Consider the following 23,810-nt stretch of genomic DNA (forward strand, 5'->3'; position numbering starts at 1 on the left):
GCGCTTAGAAGTTAACTTTTAAATTCATTCCAAAGGTTTTGGTGCTCGGCATCTGTCCCATCTCAACCCCCGGCATAATAGACGCCCCGTTTAAGGCGGCCGTTTCCGGATCGTACATCGGGAAATCCGTAATCATAAACAGGTCGCGCCCGAAGAAGGCGATCGAGGCACTGTTCATACCCCATTTAGTTACCAAGGTATGTGGAAACGCAAATTCCAAACGTACTTCCCGAAGTTTCAAATATGAGGCATCAAAACTATTGGTTTCCACGTTGGCACGGCGGTAATAATCGCCATAATAGGTGTTGATGTTTACTTCCTTGGTATTAGGCGCAAAACTACCATCAGCAAGCTGCACCACACCATCGCCCACAATTTTACCGGTTTCACGACCGCGCAAAGTGTGCTTTAGTTTCCCTTGTTCGGTCATCTTATGGTGCGTTTGCGAGTAAACAATACCGCCGTATTGCCCATCGATCAAAGCGCTAATGGAAACATTCTTATAGCGGAATTCATTGTGAAAACCACCGCGCCAATCTGCAAAGGCATTGCCGATCTTCACCTTATCCTGTGGGCGAATAGGTAGGCCGGTGCCGGCATCATAAATCACCTGTCCTTGCTCGTTACGCACCAAGCCATAACCCCAAAGGTCGCCGGTCGATCCGCCAACGGTGGCAATAATTTCGGCAGCACCCGATCCGCTGGAAGCAATAATCTGTTGTGGGCTTTCTACGCCCTCGGTTAATTCTAAAATCTTATTGTAGTTTTTCGCCCAAGTCACCGTGCTATTCCATTGGAAATCCGTGTTCCGAACCGGGCTACCCGTAAGGCTTAATTCCCAACCTTTGTTCTCGATCAATCCGCCGTTAATAACTTCCGAGCTATAGCCCGTGGTTACATCTCGAGGTACGACCAAAATCTGGTTGCGCGAGCGGTTGTAATAATAATTAATGTCGGCCGTTAAGCGGTTTTTGAAAAGGGAGATATTAAGTCCTGACTCGGTAGAGGTAGAAATCTCCGGTTTCAAGTTGGCATTATGCAACCTGGAAGGGGCTTCCGCCGATCCCGGAAACACCGATGAACTGAAGTATTTCATGGTTTGATAAGGATTAGCATCATTTCCTACCTGTGCCCAGGATAAACGGAATTTAGCAAAGGAGATTGCCTGAGGCAAGGTGAACAAGTCACTCAAAACAAAACTACTGCTCACCGAAGGGTAAAAGTAGGAGCGGTTGTTACTCGGTAGGGTAGAAGACCAGTCGTTACGCGCTGTAACATCTACAAATATGCGATCGCGCCAAGCCAGGTTCACCATCCCGAATACACTTTGGATTTCTTTCTGCCAAATTTCATTCTCTGCAATCGGGCTCGTTAAGGCATTGCTCAGCTTATAGATGCCCGGCGAAGTTAATCCGCGAGCTACTCCAACATCTTCCTTGGAATCGCTCTGCATCAAGTTACCGCCCAGCGATGCCCGGATATTGAAGGCCTCATTGATTTGATCGTTAAAGCTTAGCAAGGCATCCGTATTGGATTCCATGTAAATTAAATCCTGCTGCTTATAATAGCCTTTCGGGAAATTGGCCGTATCCCAAGGGCGGCGCTGTTCGCGTAAATCGGAACGCATACTGATACCCGAACGCAACATAAATTCCCATTTCGGATTAAAGGTGTAAATACCCTGTAGCATCCCGTCTATCCCATGGCTTTTTAAGCTATTGGTCATCTCGTAGGCGATAACAAATGGGTTTTCAATGTAAGAACTGAAAGGATGGATCTGCTGAATGTTCTCCCGGTCTTTCTTCCACATCGGGCGATACCAGTCTAAGGAGATACTCGGGTTCTGGAAAATCATAAAGTATGCAATCGACTGGTTGTTATAGCCTGTTCCCGGTAGGTTGTCGCTGCTTTTGTTGGTATAGTTTACCTTCATGTTCAGCTTCAATTTATCGGTGAGGCTAGCCGTATTGTTCAAGGAGGCGACAATGCGCTTGAATCCGGTGTTCGGCATAATCCAAGAATTAGACGTATGGGTTAACGAAGCCCTAGACGAGAATTTCTCTGTCCCCCCATCAAAGGATACCGAATTCATATAGGTGGCGCCGGTTTGGAAAAAGCCTTTTACCCCATCGGTATAAGGTACCCAAGGCGTGCGGCTTGTTCCGCCGGTTTCGGTATTGGGGTCGTATTGAAAATAAGATTGCCCATTGAATTTTGGACCATAGGCACTCGATGTCGATCCGGTGTTCTTACCGTCCTCGGTTAAGCCATAAGAATAGTACTGCTCGCCATTGGCGTTCCGATCTAAGTTCCCTTGCCCATATTCGTATTGAAATTCAGGCCATTTTAAGATGCTCTGGAAGCTGGTATTGGAGTTTACAGAAATACCGATACCGCGCTGATTACGTTTTCCTGATTTCGTGGTGATGATTAATGCACCGTTACCGGCACGGCTACCGTATAAGGCCGTCGCCGCAGCACCCTTTAATACCGAAATGGATTCGATATCATCGGGGTTGATGTCCCCCAAACCGTTCCCGAAGTCAATGGGAATATCCTTATCCTGCCCACTGGAACCGGCACCATAAGCGTCGGAAACTCCCGAACTAAAACTACCGCTCACCATGGGAATCCCATCGACCACAATCAGAGCCTCATTATTCCCCGGATCTAAGGAACGATCGCCACGTAAATTTATGCGCGCCGTGTTCAATGGTCCCGAACTGGCCTGCGTAATATTTAATCCGGCAACTTTCCCCTTCATAGCATCCACCCAGTTGCTGGGGGTGGCTTCGGTCATCTGTTCGCCAGAGACCTTGCTTACGGCATATCCTAAGGATTTTTCTTCCCGTTTAATACCTAAGGCCGTAACGATAACTTCCTGGATGTTTTCATCAACAGCAGTCAGCGCAATGCGCACCTGGCTGGCATTGGCGGTCCATTGCTGCTGATGGCTTTGGAAGCCAATACTCTGAAAACTAACGATTTTTCCGGCTGGCACCTCAATGCTGAACCGACCGTTCGGATCCGTGCTGGCGATGGCTTTCCCATCCAGCAGAATCGTGGCGCCAGAAATTGGCGACTGGTCTGCCGCATTAACCAAGCTGCCCGAAACGGTGATTTTCTGCTGGGTTTTCCATTCCGTAGCGCTGGAAAGCCCCGTGTAGGAAAAGCCCCATACAGGTGAAAAACCCATGCCTACGAATAGAAGCAAAGCTCGACTGGTACGCCAGGTACTTCGATAAAAAGAGGGTAATGATTTTTTCATGATGTTTTTGTTTTCTTTATTTGGAAACTAGGTGTTGATTTAGATCTCGGCCAAAAATAATCCGGCAATGTTAAGTGCATGTTGTTTCATCGTTAACAATGAGTAAACGTAATATCTAATGTTTTTCAATAGGTGTTCAAGACCTGTATTTATAAAAAGCTGTGGTCTAAAACTTGGTTATTAAGCAGATTAAAGCTATAAATTTTGTGTTAAGTTTAGATTTCATTTAACCTTGAAAACGTAAAAATATTCTGGGAAACAGAATAAAACCGCATAGATAGGGGAAAATGCGCAAACAATTGTAACAAAGCTGTGTGGTTTGAGGGGGATTAGGTTAAGGGAGTTTTTTTAATCGTACTGTCATCGTATTGCCATCGCATTATCATAAAAATCACGATGACAGAACAATAACAAACACTCTCCCCAGCAACTTCTCCCCAACAACCTCTCTTTTCACTCTTTTCACTCCCCTTTCTCACCCGTATTAACCCCCTTTGCAAATGCCTTACAAAGGGCATAAAAAGAGGCCAGCAAAAGCCCAACAAATACCCTCAGCAGAAGCACCGACAAAAAAGGGCCGCCTAACTTGGCTGCCCGTTATAAATCGCTGTTTTCGATAGGTCTAAAGTGGGATATCGACCGATTGTTGCCCCTCAATAGCATAGTACGCCTCCCCAACATGCACGTCGATCTCTTCCTGCGACAGGTTCCGGATGGACAGCAGCTGCTTGCTGATGCGCACCGAAAGAATTATACCACGAATGCCTATATGGAATGTAAAGGCATCCCATTGTTCCGGCAGGAAGGGCTGGAAGGATATTTTTTCACCTTTTACCCGCATTCCAGCAAAACCCTGCACAATGCTCATCCAGGTTCCGGCCATCGAGGTGATGTGCAAGCCATCCTCCGTATCGTTATTATAATCGTCTAAATCTAAGCGCGCCGTCCGCAAGTAGAAGGCATAGGCCCGATCCTCATCTTTCAGCTTGGCCGCCAAAATGCTGTGGATGCAGGGCGATAGTGAGCTTTCGTGCACCGTCCGCGGCTCGTAGAAATCAAAATTCCGACGTAGCGCATCCAGGCTAAAGTCATCCTCAAAGAAATACATCCCCTGCAATACGTCAGCCTGTTTGATAAAACAGGAACGTAAGATACGATCCCAGCTCCATTTTTGATTCAGCGGACGCTCGGAGGCAGGGAGATCTTGCACTAATATTTGCTCCTTGTCTAGGTAACCATCCTGCTGTAAGAAGACGTCCAGATCTTCATCATAAGGATAGTACATGTTTTCGCTGATCTGTTGCCAGGCGTCCAGCTCCTGCGGGTCCAATTGGCTACAGTTTAAAAGCTCCGAATAGCGTTCAGCATTGTATTCAGCAACATAACGCAGCGCTTCCATGGTATATTTTAAACACCAAACGGCCAGGTAATTGGTATACCAGTTGTTGTTGACGTTGTTTTCATACTCATTCGGGCCGGTGACCCCTAGAATAACATATTGTTGTTTGTCGGCACTCCAATTAACGCGCTGTGCCCAGAATTTGGCAATCGCAATCAATACCGGCAAGCCGTGGCTTTGCAGGTAATCCCAATCCTGACTGTACTGTATGTAATTGTAAATGGCGTAAGCAATGGCGCCATTGCGGTGAATTTCCTCAAAGGTAATCTCCCATTCGTTATGGCTTTCGGTACCGTCCATGGTCACCATCGGATAGAGGGCAGCCCCCTGTTTAAAACCGAGCAGCTCCGCATTTTCGATGGCTTTTTGCAAATGGTTATAACGATACACCAGTAAATTGCGCCCCACTTCTTGCGGTGCCGTAGAGAGGTAGAACGGGATGCAATAGGCCTCCGTATCCCAATAGGTTGCACCGGCATATTTCTCGCCGGTAAATCCTTTCGGACCGATATTCAAGCGTGAATCTGTCCCGGTATAGGTCTGAAACAAATGGAATATATTAAACCGAATAGCTTGTTGTGCCTTTACATCGCCCTCAATCTGAATATCACTTTGCTGCCATTTCTTGGCCCAGGCTGCCGCCTGATCGGCCTTAAGGGCGGCGAAGCCACGCGCTTGTCCCTGTTTTAATTTTGCTGCCGTTTGCGCCATGAGCGCCTCCGGGGCATAATTCAAGGAAGAAAGCACCGCGGCAATCTTCTCGATACGAAGGGTTTGCCCGGCCTGTAATTCCAGCTCGAAAGATTCAGCGATGTATTTCTCTTGTCGCTGGCAGGTGCTCCCGGCGCGATCTTGTAAAGTATCATCGATATACAAGCTGCTATGTGCACCAACACACAGTTCAAAGCCTGTTTTTAATGTTTTGGTCTGTAGGTAAATGCCCGATTCGTCTTGCTGATCCGCAACCGGCTCCCAGAATTTATAGGCGTAATTGCTGTCTTGATTGGCAATATCGCCATCCAATTTCGATACAACCTGAACGCGACAGCCGCTATTTAACACCCGTAGGGCATAGGAAACTGCTCCAAGCTCATCGTCGGCAATGCTGCAAAAGCGCATACAATCTACTTCCACCTGCTTGCCAGGCGCCCATTCCACACGAAAAGTACGTTGTAAATAGCCTTCCCGCATATGGAGGGTTCGGCGAAATGCTTGTACGCTACAGCTCGCCAAATCCAATAAGACCCCGTCTAGGTATATGTCAAAACCAATCCAATTCGTGGAGTTAATCACCTTGTCAAAGGTCGGCGGATAGCCATTCTTCCACCAGCCTACTTTGGTAATATCGGGAAAGTAAATTCCAGCAATATAGCTCCCCTGTAAATGTGAACCGCTGTAGCCTTCTTCGAAGTTGGCCCGTTGCCCCATTTTCCCATTTCCAAGGCTAAATAAACTTTCGGAAATTTTATTTAACTCCGGATCAAAGCCTTCCTCAATAATACTCCAGGCATCGGCTAAGATGTAGTTTTTCATAATTAATGTGTTAGTGTTAGCAGCAGAGCCGCTGTAGGGTATCTAAATCTATCTTACTTAAATCGGGAACCACCATATCCGCCGCTGGCAGGTCGGTAGATTGACCGATGCCAATGGTTTTCATGTGGGCCCGTTGGGCGGCTTCAATGCCGGCGCTGGCATCCTCAAAAACAATGCAGCCGCTTGCAGGTACCTGCAACAATGCAGCACCTCGAATAAAAACCTCCGGATCGGGTTTTGACTTGCTGACCATGTTCCCGTCTACAATCACATCAAAATAGCTGCTGATGCCGGTGCGCGCTAAGATCAGCTTGGCATTCTTGCTGGCCGATCCTAAAGCAATGCCGATGTGATGCGCCCGCAGGCTTTCCAATAGCGATAGGGAACCCGGTAATAACTCGGTTTCGTCCATATTGGAAATCATCTCGACATACCAGCCGTTCTTAAGCTGTGCAAGCTCCTCCTGTCGGCTTTGCGGTAGATCAAGCCCTCCCCAAGCCAGGATTTTGCGCAGGCTTTCGACACGGCTAATGCCTTTGAGTTCCTCATTCTGTGCTTGGCTAAAATCAAAGCCTAAACTATTGGCCAATTGCTTCCAGGCCAAGAAATGGTATTTTGCCGTATCCACCAATACCCCATCTAAATCAAATAAACATGCCGACAATGCCATGGTATTACGGTATTAATTCAAAAATATAAGTGCTACTCGCTGGCACTTCGATTGTTTGTAGCGTAGCTAAGGTTTCACCGCTGATAATATTGCGCGCCTTGCTGGCTGTTCCTATTCCTTCTTGATAGCGTTTGCTATCAATTTTTACCGCTTCGTTCTTGCTATTCATAATCACCATCACCCGCTTCTGATCATTGTAGCGGAAGTAAACATAAATGCCGTCCTCCGGAATAAATTGCAGCATTTTCCCGTCTTGTAAAACCGGATTTTGCTTGCGGTAATTGGCTAAGGTTTTTACATAGGTAAAGGCCTCGTTTTCTTTTTCACTTCGCCCGGCAGCGGTAAATTTATTCACCTTGTCTTTCGCCCAGCCTCCCGGGAAATCTTCCCGTACCAACCCATCAGGACTGGCGAAGTTCTTCATCAGAATCTCCGTGCCGTAATAAAGCTGCGGAATACCGCGCGTGGTAAACAACCAGGCTAAGCCTGATTTATATTTATTTATATCTTCCCCCACCACCGAAAGGAAGCGGCTGATATCATGATTATCTAAGAATACCACATTGTTGTAGGCATCCTCGTACATGAAATCACTGGCGAAGGTGTTGTATAGCCGCACCACACCATCCATCCAGCCAAACTTTCCGTTTAGGGCTTCAATAATGGCCCAGTAGGCCTGAAAATCAGTGACCCCTTGCAGGTGGGTTTCCCGCTGTTGGTTGATTTTATTGCCTTGGGTAAAATAGGCTTGGTTTGGCATGCCATGCACCCAAGTTTCGCCGAAATAGGTCATCTTCGGGTATTCGGCCTCGATGGCTTTGCCCCATTCGGCCATAAAATCCAAATCGTTATAGGCATAGGTGTCCAATCGGAAACCATCGATGCCCATTTCCTCAATCCACCAGATATGGCTTTGGGTAATATAGTTTTTTACGTAAGGGTTATGCTGGTTCATATCGGGCATATGCCGGTCAAACCAGCCGTTACGCATGATGTCTAGGTCTGCTTTGGCGGCATAGGGATCCATATGCACTTGTTCGCGGTAATTTGTTTTGGTAAAGCTGTCCCATTGATGTACCCAATCTTTCATCGGCATGTCTTTCACGGTAAAGTGCTCGGTTCCGAAATGGTTATGCACCAGGTCTTGAACCATCTTGATGCCGCGCTGATGGCAGGCCTCAATAAGTGCCCGATAGGCCTCATTGCCGCCTAAGCGTGGATCGACAAAATAGCTTTCCGTATTGGCATAGCCGTGATAGGAAGTTACAGGCTGATCGTTGGTTAAAACGGGGTTCAACCAGAGTGCTGTAACACCGAGTTCTTGCAGGTAATCCAGCTGCTGCGTAATGCCCTGCAGGTCGCCACCATGACGGTAGTACATGCTGTCGCGGTTTAAGCTTTGATCGGCCATACCTGCGATGCGGTCGTTAGATGGATCGCCATTGGCAAAGCGGTCGGGCATAATCAGGTAGATAAAATCTGCCGATGTAACGCCCTGTAGCTTGCGCTTGGAGGCATCCCGAGCTTTCAGGTCATAGCGTTGAACCAAGTCCTTTTTGCCCGCTTCCGAAAATATAATCTTCAGGCTGCCGGCCTTCGCCGTTGGGGCAATTTCCAAATCTAAAAAGAGGTAGTTCGCATTGTCAACCGCCGATTGCTTTACTAGCGAAACACCCGGATAGGCAATGCTTACCGTTTTGTTTTTGAGATTATTGCCATAGACAAGCAGCTGCACCTTCGGATTGTTCATACCTACCCACCAATGTAAGGGCTCAATTCGCTTTACCTGCCCGAAAGACAGGCAATGGATACAGATAAATGCTATGGCAATAAGGATTCTCATATGCTTCGTTGTTTAGTTTTTAACTAGGGTATAAGTGAGCTCCGTAGGGTTCATGCTGACCGTATAACTACCGGCTTCGGTAATTTTGATGTTACCGCCGCCAAGCGTTAAGCTGCCGTTGCTGCCACCTAGGTTGGTGCCCCAATCGTGGTTCTTCCGGAATTTGAATTCGCCCGTGTTCAGGGTAAGTGTGGATACGTAGTTTCCCTTACCGTCATTCACCAGCTTCATGTCTGAATCGACACTCCAGTTCGAGCCCGGTACGGCATCCCCAATCATGCCCCAAATAACTGCGGGCTCCATGGTCCAGGTATTGCTGTTCATATCCATCGTCAAGAGCATGGTTCCGCCGGCAGCAGGAGCCATAAAGTTGCCCCCTGTAGCACTGATGGTGCCATTACCGCCATCGCCGAAATTCACATCCCAGTTTTTCTTGGTCGTGATCTTAAAGCCCGACTTGCCCGCAGGGAAGTGGATGACGCCGGTATACACGCCATTGCCCGTAATAGACACTAAGCTGTCGGCCGTTGCCGGGTTCCAGCCTTGGTAATCGCCCGGGATATAAATCCAGGAAGTCAATGGAATCGGTCTGGAGGTGATGGTTACGACATTACTGTAGACCGCGATAGCTGCTGAGATACTGGATTTTAAGCGTACCTCCACCTGCGAGTCGCTCTCTAAAGGCAGGTTCATGGAGAGCAACAGGTTGTTGAATTCCATGCCGGTATACGATTTAGTAGTGACGCCGTTGGCCAAAACAACCTCACGTGGCGAGGCAAAATTGCTGCCTTTTTCGCCAAATTGTAAGGAATAGGTAATACCCGCCGGGTAGCCGAAATCTGATGCGGTATGAGTGAAGTCAATGACTTTATCGTTTAATTTTTCTTTGCTAAGGGCCACAGCAGTTGCGGAGCCTGTGAGGCTGCCCGACTGTCCTGCACCCGCAATCGTTCTTACTTCTTCCTTTTCGCAAGCGCTGAAAAGGAGGCTGCTAAGGCTTAAGAATAACAGAAGTTTAGTTAATAAGTTCATAATTTCTACGTGTTAATGTTAATAGCCTTGATTTTGTGTTAAGTTGGGATTGGCAATAACATCGGTTGCTGGTAAAGGCAACAAAGCTCTGAAATCTTCAATGGAACGGCCGTCTTTTACGCCGCCTTTCCATGGCCAGGTGTAGGTGCTGCCGGTAAAGCGGCCGAATCGAATTAAATCGGTACGACGGTAGCCTTCAAAGTATAACTCCCTACCGCGCTCATTCAGAATATCCAATAGCGTAATGGCCGAAACATTGCCTGTTGCATTGCCATAAGCACGGGTTCTAATCTGGTTGAAGTAATTGACAGCCTGAGCCGTGCTACCTCCCGTTCCGCCACGTAATACGGCTTCCGCATACATTAGGTACACATCGGCCAAACGGAACAACGGAAAGTCTAAAGAGCTGAAGGTTCCCCCTTGGGAAGCCCCTGGCTGCCCGTTGGATTTCACGTTTTTGAACTTGGTTACGCGTAGGCCGTCTTTAAACTCGCCTAACTCGTCGTTTTCTAATTTATCGCCGAAGAACATGGCGCGTTTATCGGTATTGCCGCTATAATCGCCAAAGGCTTGCGGAACAACCTTGGTACTGCGATTGCCACCCCAACCACCGGTAGGTACACCGAAGTTGGTCGGAATCATCTCCCCATTGATCAAGGAGTTGATCAAGAAGGTGGTGCCTCCAAAGTTGCGGGTTTTAACGCCATCGTAATTGATGGAGAAGATAATCTCATTCTTGGCTGTGCTGTAATTGTCTTCTAAAAAGAGGTTTGCATAGCTGCTGGATAAGGCATAGCCGCCATTGATAATTTTATTGGCGTAGGTAATGGCTTCGGTGTATTTACCCGTGCCGGTATATACCTGCGCATTTAAATATAAACGGGTCAACAGGGTCCACACGGCGCCTTGATCGGCACGTCCGTATTCGTTCTGTTTCGCCTTTTTTATAATAGGCTCAATAGCTAATAATTCTTGCTCTACATACTTGAAGAGATCAGCCCGTTGAATCTGTTTTGGCGATTCCTTACCGATCACATTCTCTTCCGTAATAAAAGGTGGATTGCCAAACAGGTCGAGCAATATCCAATATTGATAGGCACGGATAAAGCGTGCTTCTGCACGATATTCATCTATAGCCGCCGTATTGGAAATGCTGCGCGCGGCAAGCTTCTCCGGCGTACTCTCACGCAGGAACTCATTGGCCACGGTAATGGTATATAACGTCCGCGTGTATAGGCCTTTCACCATAATATTATCGGCATCCGGTGTGCCGTATACCATATCCGGAACACCAGGGTCATTCCAGCCACACAGGGTTTCATCGGAGGTTAATTGCTGGATATTCCAGTACAAACGGAAGAAATCGGACTGCCCGGCATCAATACCCGCTAAATCACTCGCCCCTTCGCCGCCCCCGGAAGTCATCGCTAAACTGCCATACAGCTTTAAAAAGGCTTCCTTATAGCCTTGTTCTGATTTATAAACCTGATCGGCTGTAATATCGTTCTTCGGGCTTAGATCCAGCAGGTCTTGGCTGCAGGAACTGACCGCCAGGACTAGCATGGCACCCCAAATACTGTTTTTTATATATCTTTTCATGATGGTCTATTTTTATTAAAATCCAAAGTTTAAGCCTAAGGAATAAATCCGAGGACGTGGATATAGGGTGTAATCAATACCATTGAATAACTCCGGATCTATACCCTTGTATTTCGATACCACAAACACATTCTGCACATTGGCATTCACCGTCATAGTTACCGTTCCTTCTTTATCCAGGTTGCCTACATTGTAAATCAAGCCTAAGTTGTCCATCCGTAGGAAGGAAGCATTATTGATGTAATAATCGCTGTAATACTGGTTGTTATTGAAATTCGTACTGTAAACATCGGAGGTCGCATTGTTGATAAAGCGAGAAGGGTTCAGGATATTCCGTGCAACACCAAAGTTTGAGGAGATGTTATCATACACGTAATTCCCGAAGCTGGCACGTATCACTGTATTTAACGTGAATTTCTTGTAGTTGATAGACGTGGTAAAGCCCATGAAATAATCTGGAGCCGGTTTCTGGTAGTAATACCGATCGGCCGAGGTAATTGCGCCATCCCCATTCAGGTCTTCATATACGCCTTCTAATGGCATGCCTTGTTGGTCGTATACTTGCTTGTAGACAAAGTATTGGTAAGGAGCAAGGCCTACGGTATGGTATTGGATCACGTTGCCCGTACCGCCTGTAATCCAACCTGCAGCAAGCTGATAGCCTGGATTATCATTCAGGGTCAGGTTGGTTACCTTACTTTCGTTCACCGTCATGTTGAAGCCTAAATCCCAGTTGAAATGGTCGCTTTTGATCGCTTGGATATTGATGCTTCCCTCGATACCGCGGTTTTCCATATTGCCGACGTTGGTCAATAGCTGATTGCTGTAATTGGTTCCTACCGGAATCTCAATTGTCGCCAAAAGGTCTTTGGTTTTCTTGTGGTAGGCATCGATACTTCCGTAGATACGGCCGTTCCAGAAACCATAATCTAAACCGATATTGCTGGTGGCGGTAGACTCCCAACGCAGACTCGCATCGTAAGCAATCGGTGAGTATACATGATAGAATTGATCGCCAATTTGATACTGCGACTCATTCGAACTGTAGTAATAGCTTGGGATAAATCCGTAGTTGGAGATACCGTCTTTGTTACCGGTTTCACCATAGCTGATACGCAATTTCAGGTCGGAAACCGAAGCGTTGTCTTTCAGGAAGTTCTCGCCTTTGATGCGCCAGGTGAAGGCTGCAGATGGGAAGATCCCCCAACGGCCATCCGGATTGAACTTCGATGAACCATCTGCGCGGACGGTTCCGGAAAGGATATACCGGTCGGCAATGGAGTAGATTAAACGTCCGTAATAGGATAACAGGCGGTTTTGCTGCACATTATCTGGGAAAGTAGGGGTCGTTAATACGGTTCCTAAGGCATTATACGAGTCGTAGTTAAACGAGGTTTCTTTGTTGTCGTAATAGCCGTATCCCGCCGTTACATTGATATTGCTGCGGATGCTTTCTATATCTTTTACGTAGTTTAAATAGCCTTCAATAAAAGTGTTGTTTTGTTTTCCTCTATAGCGTTGGAAAAAGCCTTTATTCGCAAAGTTCGAGGCTGCAAATTCTGGAATACTGGTAGCGCCCTTGCCTGCCGCAATATCATAACCTACATTGATGTTGGCATGTAATTCCGGTAAGAAATGGAAAGAGTAATCTAATTGTGCATTCCCGATGCTGCGGTTGGCAGCAGCACGGTTGCCATAATTCTCTAATTGTGATACCGGGTTACGGGGGGATAAAGAATTGGGAACTGCCCCTTCTTGCCACTCGAAAAATCCACCGTAAGGGCTTGCGGGGTCATACACGGGCTGCGTCGGATCAAAGACAATAGCCGAACCGATAGCACCCGTATTCGCGAAATTCTGATTCGTCATGCTCCCTTTAAAGTTGATGTCTAACTTCAAATGATTATCAAAAAAGCGTGGCGATATATTCACGCCTAAGCTTCCGCGACGAAGCATGTCGCTTCTTAAGTTACCTTCTTGCTCCAAATAGCCAATCGAAACGCGGTAGGGCATATTTTTTAAACCGCCAGATAAACTGATGTTATTGTCGGTGGTAAAGGCATTTTTATAGATGAGGTCTTGCCAGTCAGTATTCGCCGAGCCTAATAGTCCTTTCTGCGCAGCCGTACCTTTCTCATTCACGAAGGCCCGCACCTGATCCGCACTCAACACATCTACCTGATTGGCAATGGTAGATAAGGAATTGACTGTACTTAAGCCTAGTTTCGGACGACCGATTTTACCGGTTTTCGTCGTGATTAAAATGACCCCATTGGAAGCCCGCGAACCGTAAATGGCAGTAGCGTTGGCATCCTTTAAGATGGTCATGGATTCTATATCGTTGGGATTGATTAAGGATAAGGGATTGGCCGCTCCTGAAATGCCAGAGCCATTTAACGGATTGCCGTCCACCACAATCAGCGGATTGTTGCTCGCCGATAGCGATGCGCCACCCCGAATGCGGATATTACTCCCTGCACCCGGTGACCCTCCGTTCGAGGTAATGGATACCCCCGCCACCTTTCCTTGAATCAACTGATCCGGAGAGGTGATCGCCCCTTTCTGAAAATCTTTCGACTGCACATTGGATACCGAACCGGTCACATGCTTACGCTCGACCGTACCGTAACCAATGACCACCACTTCTCCAATCTCCTCTGCATTAGACGATAGGGTAAAGTCTAATACTTGCGAGCTGCTTAAGTTAATACGTTGTTCCGAGCTGCTATGCCCCACATAGCTTGCTTCCACGATAACAGTGCCCGCACTTAAGGAGGATAGCACATAATTACCGGATTGATCGGTGGAGGCTTGTTTTCCGCTGCCTTTAATGCTTACCGTCGCCCCAGCTAACGCATGACCCGCCTCATCGACAACCTTTCCCGAAAGTTGTAGATTCTGTTGTGCCGAAACGCCATAAAAACTGAAGACGAAGATAATGATTAGCCGAAAGTGCCAATTGTAAAAATCCCTAACCATAATTTTATTTTTTGTTTATAATCAGCAGGCATGTATTTGCCCGCTCCTTGGTTGATTACTAAAATATTATACAATTGTTATAAAAAAAAGAATTATTTATAATTTTTATCATAAGCTAAAAAGCTTTGCTTTTTATTGTTAAATAATTGTAAACCAACGTAATAAAAATAAATATTTGTTATATTTGGTCGATCAATTCCCTTGTTTATTCGAGAACGTTCCCGAATAAAAACGTCATTTTCTTCTTAAAATTTAGGAAATCATTAATTCTCTTGACGGGAACAGTCCTGTGTTTTGTAGTGCTTATTTTATCTGTTTTTTAAGGTTGTAGGATTGTTTAGGATAATATAAACCATGAATAAGTTAAATTTCCCCCGAAAGGGAGGGAGGCAGCCTTCGTAACTTTGGGTATAGACCAAATTTATAAATCATGAGTACACAGACACATCAGCTACTGGATGAGCTTAAGTCGGTTTCGGCGGAGGAAGCTGCAGCCTTTCAGCAAGACGGCCATATCCTAATTCGCGATATCCTAGATCGGGATACAGCGCAGTATTATAAGGAGGTGATCAGCCGAGCCGCGGCTAAGCATAATGAGGAGAAGCGTAAGTTGGAAGATCGGGATACCTATGGCAAGGCCTTTTTACAGATTATGAACCTCTGGCTGGTAGACGAGGAAGTGAAGCGTTTTGTTTTGGCGAAGCGTTTTGCGAAGATTGCTGCGGATTTGCTAGGGGTGGATAATGTGCGGCTATATCATGATCAAGCGTTGTTCAAGGAGCCGGGAGGCGGTCCGACGCCATGGCATCAGGATCAGAATTACTGGCCATTGGATACCAGCAATACGATTACCATGTGGATGCCGCTGGTTGATATCCCGAATGCCGAGATGGGCATGCTGACCTTCGCGACAGGCTCTCACAAACAGAATAACGTATCGGATGTGATTATTTCGGATGAGTCTGAAAAGACTTTTGCGGAATACGTGAAAGAAAATAACTTCCCGGTTGTGCATCCTGATGCCATGCAAGCGGGTGATGCGACCTTTCATTATGGCTATACGATCCATAATGCGCCGGGCAATTCATCGGATAAGATGCGTGCCGTGATGACCATTATCTATTATGCCGACGGTGCGAAAGTGACCGAGCCGAAGCATCAATGGCAGGAAAACGATCGGCAGCAATGGTTAATGGGTAAAGAACCTGGCAGTCTTGCCGATTCGGCCATCAATCCCCTCTTATTATAATCTGAGGAAGGATGGTTTGGATGAAAGGAAAAAGAACTACAGTATTTGGGCTGCTGCTGGTTGGGTTATGGCTTGTCCTGGGCTGTCAGCAACCCGCAGGAAAGTCGGCTGAAACCGTACAGGATGAGATCATCTATCATGTTTTTCAGCGAAGCTTTTATGATAGCAATGGCGATCAGCATGGGGATTTGCGCGGCTTACAATCCAAATTGGATTACCTGCAAGATCTGGGTGTGACCTCCATCCTGATGACGCCGCTGTATGAATCTGTCTATTATCATAACTATTATTCCAGTGATTTTGAGAAAATCGACTCCAGCTACGGCAGCAAGGAAGATTACATGGCGCTGATTCGAGAAATCCATCGGCGGGAGATGAAGCTCTATATGGATATGGAAACCCAATATGTCACCGAAGATCACTTATGGTATAAGGATTCCTATGGCAATCCTGCCTCGCCGTATTCCGACTATATTCTATACGACGATAAGGAGCAGCTAAAACCCGCGTCCATTGTTTTCGATATCTATGATCTGAAAGGCTATGATGGGCTAGTCCGGAAAATTACCACGGTGAACCTGCTGAACAAGGAGGTGATCGCCTATAACAAAAAGCTGTTTAGCTATTGGCTAGATCCCAATCAAGATGGTCAATTTGATGATGGGGTGGATGGTTTCCGATTAGACCATATGATGGATGACTTGGACAATAAAGGCCGCTTGACCAATCTCTTCCGTGATTTCTGGGTACCCCTGATCGATACCTTAAAAAGTATCAATCCCGATATCCATATTATGGCTGAGCAAGCAGATTGGGGATCCTATGGCATAGACTACCTGACCAACGCCAAGGTAGATTGGGTTTTCGGATTCCGCATCCAACAAGCCATTCGCAGCCTGGATAAGGCCAAGGTTATGGCTTATGCCGATACCACGTTCCGTGAAACTCCAGCCGGGAAGAATCAGCTTATTTTCATTGAGAACCACGATATGACGCGGTTTTCTACCGCGGTGAAGCAGGATAAGGGCAAAGAAAAAGTAGGGGCAGCCTTGAATTTATTGCTGGGCGGCATTCCCTCCATCTACTATGGACAGGAAATAGGCATGCTAGGGGAGAGTTACTTTATGAAGTATGGCATCATTACCGATGCCAATGAGATTCCCTCGCGGGAGGCTTTCGAATGGTTTAAAAATAAAGACAGCGCGGGAATGCCCTATTGGTATCGCGACTCTGGCCCCTGGTGGGATAGCAGCAATGTGAAGAGCAACGATGGGATATCCGTCGAGGAGCAAGCCCCAGACCCAACATCCTTGTTAAGCACCTATAAACAGTTGATCCAATTGCGGAAGAAATATCCGGTTTTAATTCGGGGGAGCTATGCTTCCTACGCAAATGATCATAACGCCTTAGTTAGTTTCTATCGTCAAGACGAGGATGGGAAAGCCTTGGTATTGATCAACCTATCGGATGCGACGGTCGATTTCACCTTACCCGCTGATTCGGGGAAAGCCAAGCAGGTTTATCTGGATGGTAAAGCAGAAAAGGGCGATGCGGCTAGCAAGACCCGTCTTGAGGCCTATGGCATTCAGGTTTGGCTGCTAGAAGAGGCTTAGGCTACAAACTTCTTTCGGTAAGCCAGGGGGCTTAGTCCCATCTTAGCTTTGAAGGTTTTATAGAAATAAGACATATCGTTAAAGCCACTTTCCAGGGCTATGGCACTAACCGGATTGTCGGTATGCAGCAATTGCTGCACGGCATAGTTCAAGCGGTATTGCACCAGCATATCGACAAAGGTTTTGCGGGTCAGTTTTTTGAAATATTTGCAGAAGGCATTGGGTGTCAGGTTGGCTACATTGGCCACATCGTTCAGGTTGATATCCTTTTTGAAGTTCTCGACAATATAGGCCATAATCACGTTGATGCGGTTGCTATCGGCGGTTTGCTCCTTATTGTTGTCAAAGGTACCGGCATTAATCGACTGGTAGGGTTGTTTGGCTAATTCATGCAACAGTTCCAGAAAGTTCAGGATACGTTCTACGCCCGCCGACTTTCGCAAACGCAGCATATAGCGGCTGAGCTGCCGAGGGTGGGGAAAGGATAAGCCCGCTTCGCTTTCCTTCAACATGTTGTTGATGTTGCTGAACTCTGGTTTTTCAAAGAATTCAGTGCCCAGAAAGGCATGGGTAAATTGTATGACAACGGCATGTGCTTTCGGATCGGGGTTATCCAGTTTCCAGCAATGGGCTTGGTTTGGGCCGATCAGCACGAAATCACCATCCGCGAAATCATCCATCCGGTTGCCGATATATCGTTTTCCTTTGCCGCGAATAATATAGGTAAGCTCATATTCGGGATGATAGTGGAAAGGCGCCAAAAAAGCTTCATGGCCGAAGGAGCGGATCAAGAAAGATTCTTGCCCGCCATTTTGTAATATTTCGGGTTTCGCTTTTTGCATAAATTGGCTATATCAGGGTTTAAGTTAGACTAAATTTCCAAAATAAACCAGTATTAGCATAAAATATGACCTGTTTAACAGGGATAAAAGTCAGTAAATTCGTATAACCTCTTATAAATTTCACATGCAACACTCTATCCTTTACGTTCTGGCTTGGCTGTGGATGCTTCCTGTTTTCGGGCAGGATGCCAGCTTGCGAATTCGGGTACAGGCACCTCCGCAAACCCCGGTAGGCGATTCCATATTAGTTATCGGCAACCAAGCGGTTTGGGGATTTTGGATCTACCCCAAGAGTACGGCCTTAAAGCCCTTAGGCAATGGCCTCTGGGAGGGTGTTTTTACCTTTCCTGTAAATACAGAACTGGAGTTTAAATTAACGCGCGGTTCCTATTACAAGGAGGCCCTGTATAACCATACCGGCCATCCGGCGGTTTCTACCAAATTAAAGCTTGTTAAAGATACCAGCGTATTTTTGCAGCCCAGTCAATGGAACGATCTGTATCAGCGCAGCATTACCGGCACGGTTCGCTATCATCATCAAATGGGCAGTGTGTATTTAAAGCAAACCCGGAATGTCGTAGTTTGGTTGCCAGCTTCCTATGCATTGAATACAACAAAACGGTATCCGGTGTTGTATGCCCATGATGGGCAGAACCTCTTCGACCATACGAACCTCAGTGGCAAGGAGTGGCGCATGGATGAAGTGGCCGACAGCCTGATGCGCAAAGGCGCTATTGAAGAGTTTATTATTGTAGGCATTGCGAACACAAAAGATCGTTGGATAGAATACAACGGTACTGTGGAAGGGAAAAACTACCTGCGCTTTTTGGTGGAGGAATTAAAGCCTTTCATCGATCAGCAGTATCGTACGAAGGCCGACCGGGCGAATACTGCCATCATCGGCTCCTCGATGGGCGGGTTAATTTCCCTCTATGCTCTTTATACCTATCCGCAGGTCTTTTCCAAAGGCGCCTGCCTATCCAGTGCTTTTTATTTTGATGATGGCGATCTACTGGCGCAAATCAAAGCCAATCGCAGCCCTTTAAGGCAGTCTGCTGTCTATCTAGATTGCGGCGGAAAAGACTTAGACTACGATTTCCTGCCCAGCAATCGCGAAATGAAGACGCTCCTGGAGCAGGACAAAAACATTCGCTTTCAATACGAAGAATTTCCGGATGACCCGCATAATGAACTAGCCTGGTCTCGGCGACTTTTCCTTCCTTATACCTTTTTATTTGCTAAAAATTATGCTAACATGTAAAGCCGCCATCACCGATGGGCATGGAAATATACAGATTGACGACATTCAAGTGGCCCCGCCGGGGCCGGGCGAAGTGCTTGTGCAACTGAAAGCTGCCGGAGTTTGCCATACCGATTATGATTCCCTACGCTGGAATAAGCCCCTCATTCTGGGGCATGAGGGCGCCGGGCAAGTGCTGCAAGTAGGCGAAGGTGTGAGCCATGTGCAGGCGCAAGATCGGGTATTGCTCAATTGGGCTATTCCCTGTATGGCTTGTTTTCAATGCAATCTGGGGAATTATCATATCTGCGAGCGCAGCTCGCCGGTTACCGGGCAAGGGCATCAGACTAACCTAGGCCATGCCCGCATGGAAAGTTGCACCTGGCAGGGGCAACCTATAGCGCGCTCGTTTCATTTGGGAACCCTCAGTGAATATACCCTCGTGCAGGCTGCGGCGGTAACTAAAATCAATTCCCCGCGTTTATCCTATGCTGCGGCGGCTATTCTGGGCTGCGGTGTCATGACCGGTTATGGTTCCGTCGTGAATGCCGGAAAAGTTGCCGCGGGCAGTTCGGTGGTGGTGTTGGGCACCGGAGCTGTAGGCTTAAGCGTTATTCAAGGGGCGAAAATCAGTAAAGCCGCCATGATTATCGCCATCGATATTAATCCGGAACGCTTAAGAATGGCCAAACAATTTGGAGCGACCCATTTGCTGTTGGCCGATAGTGAAGACCGCGGATTAATGAACATGGCATCACAGGTAAAGCAGCTTTGTAATGGCCGAGGGGCAGATTATGCCTTTGAATGTACGGCTCGACCGGAATTGGGAGCTGCTCCTTTGGCGATGATTCGTAATGCCGGAACCGCTATTCAAGTGAGTGGTATCGAAGAGGTAATCGATTTCGACATGAATCTTTTTGAATGGGATAAACTATATTTAAACCCATTATACGGACAATGTAACCCGATGCGTGATTTCGATCGGTTAATTCAACATTATGAGGCCGGGGAATTATTACTCGATGAAATGATTACCCGAAGCTATCGCTTAGCAGAACTTCCGCAAGCGTTTGATGATTTACTGAAAGGGCGCAATGCCAAAGGCGTTATTATATTTTAAAATAGGCATGGAGCAAACCTTTAGAACGCTAGAAAAATCGAATCCCCGCTATGGGTTCAAGAATTTGCAATTTGTAACCGTCAAGTCTACCCACTTAAAAGGTCGCGGTGATATCTGTTTCTATAAACCTGAAAAATGTCCAGCAGATACGCCGGTGGTGATCCTCTTGCATGGTGTGTATGGCAGTGCCTGGAGCTGGCCTTTATGTTCCGGGGTGCACGAGCAAGCCGAACGTGCCATCCTTGCGGGGCAGCTGGCGCCCATGATTTTGGCGATGCCTTCGGATGGTCTGTGGGGCGATGGATCGGGCTATGTGCCCCATCGCGATCAGGATTTTGAGCAATGGATAGTGCAAGATGTGCCGCAGGCAGCACGGGAAGCCTATCCAGATGCGGTGTCGGCGGAATCCCGGTTTTTTATTGCGGGCTTATCCATGGGGGGCTACGGCGCACTGCGCATCGGCAGTTCCTATCCGCATATTTTTTCCGCATTTGCCGGCCTTTCGTCCATCACCACGATAGATGAGTTTTCGCTCTTTGTGGAAGAAGAACTTTCGGCCTATCGCTGGGCGGCACCCCATGACCTGTTGGCTAGTTTCTTAGCCAATAAGGAAAAACTAAGGCCCTTCCGATTTGATTGCGGACGCGGAGATTTACTGCTTAATTTCAACAGGAAACTGCATTCAGACTTAGAAGAAGCAGGAATTTACCATACTTACCGGGAGTATACCGGCGAGCACAACTGGGATTATTGGAAAAATAATATCTTGGAAACGTTATTATTTTTTAATTTACAGCCGTAAAACCTATTTATAAACCCAAACGACACATGCAACATCTGGCTAAACGAAGCAAGCCCAGGCTTTCGCGGGCACAAATCTTTAATATGAGTTTTGGATTCTTTGGAATTCAATTTGGCTTCGCCTTACAAACGGGCAATGCCTCTCGGATTTTGCAAACCTTCGGTGCCGATGTAGAGCATTTGTCCTTGTTTTGGTTGGTTGCCCCCTTGTCGGGCATGCTTATTCAACCGATTATTGGTTATTTCTCCGATCGAACCTGGACCCGCTTAGGTCGGCGTCGACCTTTTTTCCTCGGCGGAGCTCTCGTTGCTGCTGCCGCATTGGCCTTAATGCCGAATGCTTCCGTATTGACCCTGTTATTGCCGCCCTTGTTGATTGGCGCGGGGATGCTGATGATTATGGATGTGGCTTTTAACGTATCAATGGAACCCTTTCGGGCGTTGGTGGCCGATAACCTGCCGAAGGAACAGCACGGCTATGGCTATGCGGTGCAAACCTTTTTAATTGGTGCGGGTGCCATCATCGGTTCTTTTCTTCCTTATGTGCTTTCCACTTATATGGGGGTAAGCAAAGTTGCGGAGCCGGGCCATGTGCCCGATAATGTGATCTGGTCTTTCTATGTCGGGGCCATTGTGCTGGTGCTTTCGCTGTTGTGGACAGTGATTACTACCAAAGAATATAGCAACGAGGAATTACGTGCATTTGAAGAAGAAGATGCGGAAGAGCAACCTGCCCATACCGCTAGTTTTACAGCGATATTTTCCGACTTCAAGCAAATGCCCAAGGCGATGAAGCAACTGGGATTGGTGCAATTCTTTTCTTGGTTTGCCTTGTTTTCCATGTGGGTGTTTACCACCCCGGCCATAGCCCAACATATTTATCATCTGCCTGCTAGTGACACCTCTTCGGTTGCCTATTCAGATGCCGGAAATTTGACGGGGGTATTATTCGGGGTCTATAATTTAGTGGCGACCTTGTTTGCGCTGGTCTTGCCGAAATTATACCAAGCCCTAGGCAAAAAGAAAACGCATATGTTGGCCTTGGGACTTTCTGGATTAGGCTTTATATCCATTCTCTTCATTCAGGATGCCGACCTGCTGTTTATTCCGATGATTTTCGTGGGGATGGCCTGGGCCAGTATTTTGGCGACGCCCTATTCCATGCTTTCCGGGGTGCTGCCGGCAAAGAAAATGGGGCTGTATATGGGCTTATTTAACTTCTTTATTACCCTGCCGCAATTGGTGAATGGGGTGTTGGGGGCCGTAATCGTTAAACATGTATTCCATAACCAAGCGGTTTATTGCTTAACGATGGCAGGTGTATTTATGCTGTTGGCGGCTGTTTCTACCTTATTTGTGAAGGCCGATTAGGCTTTTGCTTTGGAGGACTCCCGAATAACCAGGTCAGACTGCATGGTGATAAACCTTTCCTCTTCGCTGAGGCTATCGCCAGCAAGTTGCTTTAAAAGGGTTGCTGCGGCTTTTTCACCAATCTGCACCGCGGGTTGCCGCACCACGGATAGGGGCGGATGCATCAAGCCTGCAATTTCTAAGCTGGAGAAGGCAATTACTTTTAACGTTTCGGGAATTTGTATGCCCATACGCCGACAGACGTAATAGGTGGAGAAGGCTAAACGCTCTACCGAGGCTAATATGCCATCGGGTTGTTGTTTTCGTATCGCTTCTTCAATTATGCCGCTGTTTTCTTCATAGGAATTGCTACAGTCTATAATCAAGCGTTTTCGAAGTGGGATTTTATATTTTTTCAGGGCATCTTCATAGCCCTGCATCCGGGTTTTACCGATGGATAATTCTTTATTAATTACGAGGTAAGCGATGCGCTGGCAACCGTTTTGAATGAGGTGTTCGGTTGCGGCGAAACTACTTTGGTAATCGTCGGTCACTACTTTTGGAAGATGGATATCGTCGTAAATCCGATCGAATAACACGATGGGTAAATGTTCGTAGTTGATGCGTTCCAGATAGCTGTGGTCGGTAGATTCTCCAGATGCCGACATGATGACCCCATCGACGCGGCCGCTGGCCAGGCTGCGGATAAAATCGCGTTCCTTGCTGATATCATCATCTGTTACAAAAATCAGGATATGATAGCCTTGTTTTTTTGCTTCTTTTTCAGCACCCTGAATAATCTGGGTAAAATAGTTGTTGGCCAACTCGGGTATAACGATGGCTATGGTTTTACTTTTCTGCTCGCGTAAGTTGCTGGCATAATGGTTCGGCTGGTAGTTCAGTTCCTTGGCCACCTTTAAAATACGCTCCTTGGTTTTGGGGTTGATATCGCTACTATCTCTAAAGGCACGAGATACCGTGGATTTAGAAAGATTCAGCACTCTGGCCAGTTGTATAATATCAATTTTTGCCATTTATTTCTATAGATAGGTTCGGGAAAACTGCCCGATAAACCGATGCTAATATAGCAATTTTGAAGAGGTTATGAATAGGTATTTTTTTATCTACAAACAAGGTCTAACTACTAAATACGTGTCCATTCCTAAAAATGGTTTACAAAAAGCGGACATTAAGAATTAACTTTAATAGTTATGAGAAATCCGGAGAAGAAACGTAAAACAGGAGGACAAGCTGTTCATAGTGATAGCCTAA

Annotated in this window: 15 protein-coding genes; 6 read left to right on the top strand and 9 right to left on the bottom strand. The window is 46.8% G+C overall.

Features of this window, described 5'->3' with window-relative positions; translation table 11 throughout:
* Positions 1-4: 4 nt before the first annotated feature.
* From GQF63_RS18050 to GQF63_RS18080, 7 genes are all read right to left on the bottom strand, one after another.
* Entirely contained in the window at positions 5-3,268 is a 3,264-nt protein-coding gene (locus tag GQF63_RS18050) for a SusC/RagA family TonB-linked outer membrane protein (protein WP_246163610.1), read from the bottom strand.
* Positions 3,269-3,890: 622 nt separating this feature from the next.
* The gene (locus GQF63_RS18055) at positions 3,891-6,200 is read right to left on the bottom strand and encodes a family 65 glycosyl hydrolase domain-containing protein (protein ID WP_160370647.1); all 2,310 of its coding nucleotides are present in this window, start codon (positions 6,198-6,200) and stop codon (positions 3,891-3,893) included.
* A 16-nt stretch (positions 6,201-6,216) separates the two neighbouring features.
* The gene (gene pgmB / locus GQF63_RS18060) at positions 6,217-6,870 is read right to left on the bottom strand and encodes a beta-phosphoglucomutase (protein WP_160370648.1); all 654 of its coding nucleotides are present in this window, start codon (positions 6,868-6,870) and stop codon (positions 6,217-6,219) included.
* Positions 6,871-6,874: 4 nt separating this feature from the next.
* Complete coding sequence (locus GQF63_RS18065; RefSeq protein WP_160370649.1) at positions 6,875-8,713, bottom strand: glycoside hydrolase family 13 protein; 1,839 nt, start codon at positions 8,711-8,713, stop codon at positions 6,875-6,877.
* A 12-nt stretch (positions 8,714-8,725) separates the two neighbouring features.
* Entirely contained in the window at positions 8,726-9,745 is a 1,020-nt protein-coding gene (locus GQF63_RS18070) for a SusE domain-containing protein (protein ID WP_160370650.1), read from the bottom strand.
* Between the two features lie 18 nt (positions 9,746-9,763).
* Complete coding sequence (locus GQF63_RS18075) at positions 9,764-11,344, bottom strand: RagB/SusD family nutrient uptake outer membrane protein (protein WP_160370651.1); 1,581 nt, start codon at positions 11,342-11,344, stop codon at positions 9,764-9,766.
* Positions 11,345-11,359: 15 nt separating this feature from the next.
* Positions 11,360-14,323: a SusC/RagA family TonB-linked outer membrane protein gene (locus GQF63_RS18080; RefSeq protein WP_160370652.1), complete on the bottom strand. Its 2,964-nt coding sequence runs from the start codon at positions 14,321-14,323 to the stop codon at positions 11,360-11,362.
* A gap of 430 nt (positions 14,324-14,753) precedes the next feature.
* On the opposite strand from GQF63_RS18080, the gene GQF63_RS18085 reads away from it, so the two are divergent.
* Both GQF63_RS18085 and GQF63_RS18090 read left to right on the top strand, forming a co-directional pair.
* Positions 14,754-15,572, top strand: a complete 819-nt coding sequence (locus tag GQF63_RS18085) for a phytanoyl-CoA dioxygenase family protein (protein WP_160370653.1) — start codon at positions 14,754-14,756, stop codon at positions 15,570-15,572.
* An 11-nt stretch (positions 15,573-15,583) separates the two neighbouring features.
* On the top strand, positions 15,584-17,185 hold the full coding sequence (locus GQF63_RS18090) for an alpha-amylase family glycosyl hydrolase (protein ID WP_212592650.1): 1,602 nt from the start codon (positions 15,584-15,586) through the stop codon (positions 17,183-17,185).
* On the opposite strand, the gene GQF63_RS18095 is transcribed toward GQF63_RS18090, so the two are convergent.
* On the bottom strand, positions 17,182-18,027 hold the full coding sequence (locus GQF63_RS18095) for an AraC family transcriptional regulator (RefSeq protein ID WP_160370655.1): 846 nt from the start codon (positions 18,025-18,027) through the stop codon (positions 17,182-17,184). The two genes, GQF63_RS18090 and GQF63_RS18095, sit on opposite strands and share 4 nt — an antisense overlap.
* Positions 18,028-18,151: 124 nt before the next feature.
* On the opposite strand from GQF63_RS18095, the gene GQF63_RS18100 reads away from it, so the two are divergent.
* From GQF63_RS18100 to GQF63_RS18115, 4 genes are all read left to right on the top strand, one after another.
* Positions 18,152-19,288, top strand: a complete 1,137-nt coding sequence (locus GQF63_RS18100) for an alpha/beta hydrolase-fold protein (protein ID WP_160370656.1) — start codon at positions 18,152-18,154, stop codon at positions 19,286-19,288.
* Positions 19,275-20,387 carry a Zn-dependent alcohol dehydrogenase gene (locus tag GQF63_RS18105; protein WP_160370657.1) on the top strand — a complete coding sequence of 371 codons (1,113 nt, stop codon included), beginning with the start codon at positions 19,275-19,277 and terminating at the stop codon, positions 20,385-20,387. Before GQF63_RS18100 ends, GQF63_RS18105 begins: the two co-directional genes overlap by 14 nt.
* Positions 20,388-20,394: 7 nt before the next feature.
* Positions 20,395-21,189 (top strand): alpha/beta hydrolase, encoded by a 795-nt coding sequence (locus GQF63_RS18110; RefSeq protein ID WP_160370658.1) that lies wholly within the window; start codon positions 20,395-20,397, stop codon positions 21,187-21,189.
* Between the two features lie 83 nt (positions 21,190-21,272).
* A complete protein-coding gene (locus tag GQF63_RS18115; protein WP_160370664.1) occupies positions 21,273-22,559 on the top strand; it encodes an MFS transporter in 1,287 nt (428 codons plus the stop codon).
* On the opposite strand, the gene GQF63_RS18120 is transcribed toward GQF63_RS18115, so the two are convergent.
* Positions 22,556-23,572 (bottom strand): LacI family DNA-binding transcriptional regulator, encoded by a 1,017-nt coding sequence (locus GQF63_RS18120; protein ID WP_160370659.1) that lies wholly within the window; start codon positions 23,570-23,572, stop codon positions 22,556-22,558. The two genes, GQF63_RS18115 and GQF63_RS18120, sit on opposite strands and share 4 nt — an antisense overlap.
* Positions 23,573-23,810 lie beyond the last annotated feature (238 nt).

Origin of the sequence: Sphingobacterium humi (assembly GCF_009768885.1) — a bacterium.
GTDB lineage: Bacteria > Bacteroidota > Bacteroidia > Sphingobacteriales > Sphingobacteriaceae > Sphingobacterium > Sphingobacterium humi.

What these genes read in the sequence shown, in the direction of transcription:
- GQF63_RS18055 (WP_160370647.1), bottom strand. Translation starts at nt 6,200, where the DNA reads ATGAAAAACTACATCTTAGCCGATGCCTGGAGTATTATTGAGGAAGGC.
- GQF63_RS18110 (WP_160370658.1), top strand. Translation starts at nt 20,395, where the DNA reads ATGGAGCAAACCTTTAGAACGCTAGAAAAATCGAATCCCCGCTATGGG.
- GQF63_RS18120 (WP_160370659.1), bottom strand. Translation starts at nt 23,572, where the DNA reads ATGGCAAAAATTGATATTATACAACTGGCCAGAGTGCTGAATCTTTCT.
- GQF63_RS18070 (WP_160370650.1), bottom strand. Translation starts at nt 9,745, where the DNA reads ATGAACTTATTAACTAAACTTCTGTTATTCTTAAGCCTTAGCAGCCTC.
- GQF63_RS18065 (WP_160370649.1), bottom strand. Translation starts at nt 8,713, where the DNA reads ATGAGAATCCTTATTGCCATAGCATTTATCTGTATCCATTGCCTGTCT.
- GQF63_RS18080 (WP_160370652.1), bottom strand. Translation starts at nt 14,323, where the DNA reads ATGGTTAGGGATTTTTACAATTGGCACTTTCGGCTAATCATTATCTTC.
- GQF63_RS18075 (WP_160370651.1), bottom strand. Translation starts at nt 11,344, where the DNA reads ATGAAAAGATATATAAAAAACAGTATTTGGGGTGCCATGCTAGTCCTG.
- GQF63_RS18100 (WP_160370656.1), top strand. Translation starts at nt 18,152, where the DNA reads ATGCAACACTCTATCCTTTACGTTCTGGCTTGGCTGTGGATGCTTCCT.
- pgmB (WP_160370648.1), bottom strand. Translation starts at nt 6,870, where the DNA reads ATGGCATTGTCGGCATGTTTATTTGATTTAGATGGGGTATTGGTGGAT.
- GQF63_RS18085 (WP_160370653.1), top strand. Translation starts at nt 14,754, where the DNA reads ATGAGTACACAGACACATCAGCTACTGGATGAGCTTAAGTCGGTTTCG.
- GQF63_RS18050 (WP_246163610.1), bottom strand. Translation starts at nt 3,268, where the DNA reads ATGAAAAAATCATTACCCTCTTTTTATCGAAGTACCTGGCGTACCAGT.
- GQF63_RS18115 (WP_160370664.1), top strand. Translation starts at nt 21,273, where the DNA reads ATGAGTTTTGGATTCTTTGGAATTCAATTTGGCTTCGCCTTACAAACG.
- GQF63_RS18095 (WP_160370655.1), bottom strand. Translation starts at nt 18,027, where the DNA reads ATGCAAAAAGCGAAACCCGAAATATTACAAAATGGCGGGCAAGAATCT.
- GQF63_RS18090 (WP_212592650.1), top strand. Translation starts at nt 15,584, where the DNA reads ATGGTTTGGATGAAAGGAAAAAGAACTACAGTATTTGGGCTGCTGCTG.
- GQF63_RS18105 (WP_160370657.1), top strand. Translation starts at nt 19,275, where the DNA reads ATGCTAACATGTAAAGCCGCCATCACCGATGGGCATGGAAATATACAG.